Raw genomic sequence first — 3,940 nt, 5'->3', positions numbered from 1 at the left:
CAATTCAGCGATGCAGTACCGGATCATCGGTGCACGGAACAGCTTCTGTCTGGATTGTGACATGATGGATAGAGAACCGCACTTCCAGAACGTCTTCCACGGCACGCCGCACCGCTTCTGCATCCTCCCCGCCACCAATCGCAACATGCGCGGTCAAGCTGGCATCGTCGCCAGCGACCGACCACAAGTGCAAGTCATGAACTCCCGTCACGCCAACAATCTCGCCCATCGCAGTGCGGATGGCTTTGAGGTCAAATCCGCGCGGTACACCTTGCAGGAGGATATGCGTGGTATCGCGCAGCAATATCCACGTGCGGGGCAGAACCCAGAGGCCGATCCCAATCGCGACAATCGGATCGATCCAGTTGAGACCGGTAAAATAGATCGCGATGGCGGCAGCAATGACGCCAAGCGACCCAAGCATGTCAGCCCAGACCTCGAGATAGGCCCCCTTGAGGTTTAGGCTGTCCTCCTTGCCACCGGCAAGGATCCGCATCGCAATAAGGTTCACAAGCAGCCCGAGCGTTGCGACGATCAGCATGCCGACGGATTCGACGGGCTGTGGTGCAAAAAACCGTCCGGCACCCTCAATCAGGATATAGCCCGCGACCGCGAACAGCAGGATCGCATTGAACGCCGCCGCCAGTATCTCGAATCGGCGATAGCCGAAGGTACGCTGATCATCGGGCGGACGCTGACCGATCTTGACCGCCGCCAGCGCAATCGCCAGCGCCGCACTGTCCGTGAACATATGCGCAGCGTCAGAAAGCAGCGCCAGGCTGTCAAAGACAAAGGCCCCGACCAACTCGGCGATCAGGAAGGTCGTCGTCAGTCCGAGTGCAATGGCAAGGCGTCGGGTGCTGGCACCAGCGCCATGGCTGTGGCCCTGGTGACCGGCACTGCCATGTTCATGACCCGCGCCCATCAGCTTGCCACCAAGGAACCATTGCAAGGGCCGCCAGGAGCCGATGCACTTCGGTTACCGCTGCTGTTCATTGCGTCTCTCCTGAGCTTTGGTCTATTTTCTTGCTCATTCATCTAAGCCATCGCGGGCGAAAGCGGCTGAGGCTCTTCGTCCGGAAAGCGCTTGGCTTCCCGGTCAAGCACAAGCCGGGCCAGCGCCGGCAGGACGACCAAGGTCAGCAAGGTCGCAGAGATCAATCCGCCGATCACCACCGTCGCGATCGGTCGCTGCACTTCCGCACCTGTGCCGCTCGCCAGCGCCATTGGCACGAAGCCGAGACTGGCCACCAACGCGGTCATCAGCACGGGCCGAAGCCGCATCAGCGCACCTTCGCGCACCGATTCCAGCACGCCCTTGCCGTTCTGACGCAGCGCAAGGATGCTCGACATCATCACGAGGCCATTGAGCACGGCCACGCCCGACAAGGCAATGAAGCCAACTGCTGCCGAGACCGAAAAGGGCATGCCGCGCAGCCATAAGAACAACACCCCGCCGCTCAGCGCCAGCGGGACCGCCGAAAAGACCATCGCCGCCCGGCTTGCCGATCCCAAGGCTGCGTAAAGCAAGGCAAAGATCGCCGCGAAGACGAGTGGCACCACAATACTCAGACGGCTTTGCGCGCGTTCGAGATTCTCGAACTGCCCGCCCCAGTCGATCCACAGACCCGGAGGAATCTGTACATCATTAGCGACCGCGGCTTGCGCATCGGCAACGAACGAGCCCAAGTCCCGCCCGCGCACATTGGCCTGCACCACCACCCGGCGCTTGCCATTCTCGCGGCTGACCTGATTGGGACCGTTTTCAATGCGGAAGCGAACGAGCTGGCCAAGCTGCACGGACCGCGCCGTGCCATCTGCCGATGGCAATGCAACTGGCAAGGCCGCAAGCGCATCGAGATCGCGCCGCTGCTCTTCGGGCAGGCGCACCACGACATCAAACCGCCGATCGCCTTCGAACACCAGCCCGGCTTCGCGGCCGCCGAGCGCGATCTGCACCACATCAGTCACGTCGCCAACCGACAGACCATAGGCTGCAATCGCTGCCCGGTCGAAATCGATCACCAGCGCCGGCAGGCCTTCGGTCTGCTCAACCTTGACATCCGAAGCACCGTCGACCGCGCGCAGCGCAGCTGCAACGCGCTGCGCCGTGGCATTCAAAGTTTCGAAGTCATCGCCATAGACCTTGACCGCCACGTCGGAGCGCACGCCCGAAATCAGCTCATTGAACCGCATCTGGATGGGCTGGCTGAACTCATAATTGTTGCCGAGCAGCGTGTTCAGGCGGGCTTCCACCCGGGCAATCAGCGCGGCCTTCGTTTCGGACGGATCGGTCCACTCGTCTCGAGGGCGCAGGATCACGAAAGTGTCGGACACATTGCCCGGCATCGGGTCGGTCGCGACTTCCGCCGTGCCTGTTTTTGAAAAGACCGTTGCGACCTCCGGAAAGCCAGCAATCACCCGCTCAACCTGCAACTGCATTGAGGCCGATTGCTCGACACTCGTCGACGGGATCCGCATCGCGTGGAGCGCGAAATTCTTCTCGTCGAGCTGGGGAATGAACTCGCGACCAAGGCTGGTGAAAGCGATGAGCGCGACAAGGAAAATTGCCGCTCCCGAGCCGATGGCCACCCATGGCCGGGCCAGCGCCTTGTCGAGCAATGGCTCATAACGGCTCCGCGTCGCCGCCAGCACGCGCGGCTCCTTCTCCTCGACCTTGCCAGTCACGAGCAGCGCCACCATCGCTGGTACGAAGGTCAGCGAGAGGACAAAGGCTGCGGCCAGTGCCAGCATCACCGTGATCGCCATCGGCGCGAACATCTTGCCTTCCACCCCGTCGAACGCGAGCAGCGGCAGATACACCAAGATAATGATGGCCTGACCGAACACCGACGGGCGGATCATCTCGCGCGCCGCAACCATCACTTCGTGAAGCCGCTCCTGCAAACTGAGCAACCTGTCTTCATGATGCTGACGCTCGGCCAGACGGCGCAGGCAATTTTCAACGATGATGACCGCGCCATCGACAATCAGCCCGAAATCGAGCGCGCCGAGGCTCATCAGATTGCCTGAAACACCCCCTTTGACCATCCCGATTGCCGCCAGCAGCATCGACAGCGGGATCACCAGCGCCGTGATGATGGCAGCGCGGAAATTGCCGAGCAGCAGAAACAGGACGACAATAACAAGGAGCGCGCCCTCGGTCAGGTTCTTGGCCACCGTGCTGATCGTCGCATCAACCAGCACCGAACGATCAAGCACCGGCGTCACGACAATACCGGGCGGGAGGGCCGCGCCGATCTCATCGAGCTTCTCGGCGGATTCGGCCGCCACCGTGCGGCTGTTGCCACCTGCAAGCATCAGGGCGGTGCCAACCACAGCGCCATGACCATTGACGCTGGCTGCACCCGTGCGGACCTCGCGACCCGACGAAATGGTCGCGACATCAATGACCCGCACCGGCGCCCCGCCTCGCTGGGCAATCACGATATTGGCAATTTCAGACCCGCGTGACACCCGGGCATCGGCGCGAACCACCAGTCCTTCCCCGTTGCGCTCGACCACGCCCGCACCGCTCGATACATTGCCACGTTCGAGCGCGTCGACGAGATCGGTCATCGATAGATCGGCGGCGGCCAGACGCACCGTATCGGGTGCGACTTCATACTGCTTCACGAAACCGCCGATGGCGTCGACACCCGCCACATTGGCAACCTGACGCATCTGTGGCCGAATGATCCAGTCTTGGACCGTGCGCAGGTAGGTCAGCCGCTCTTCCGGCGTCGTCAGCCGCTGTCCCTCAGGCGTAAGATAGCTGCCGTCATTTTGCCAGCCCGGCTGCCCGGTCCGCGCGCGCGGAGCCCCGCGCCCGTCGGGATGCGCGAAGTCGACTGTCCACATCAGCACTTCGCCAAGGCCGGTAGATACCGGTCCGATTTGTGGATCCACCCCGGGTGGCAATGTGCCCGCCGCCTGCGTC

At 62.4% G+C, this 3,940-nt stretch carries 2 protein-coding genes; both read right to left on the bottom strand.

Going from position 1 to position 3,940, the window contains the following annotated elements; all coding sequences use genetic code 11:
• Nucleotides 1-4: 4 nt before the first annotated feature.
• Nucleotides 5-925 carry a cation diffusion facilitator family transporter gene (locus tag AC0QC4_RS16610; protein WP_483661204.1) on the bottom strand — a complete coding sequence of 307 codons (921 nt, stop codon included), beginning with the start codon at nt 923-925 and terminating at the stop codon, nt 5-7.
• Nucleotides 926-1,038: 113 nt separating this feature from the next.
• Nucleotides 1,039-3,940: efflux RND transporter permease subunit (locus AC0QC4_RS16605; RefSeq protein WP_483661203.1), on the bottom strand; the 2,902-nt coding region annotated here is incomplete at its 5' end.

The organism is Sphingomonas sp. jy18, from assembly GCF_056931895.1.
The sequence above is the reverse complement of the archived record's forward strand: the minus strand, read 5'-3'. Positions and strand labels throughout refer to the sequence as shown.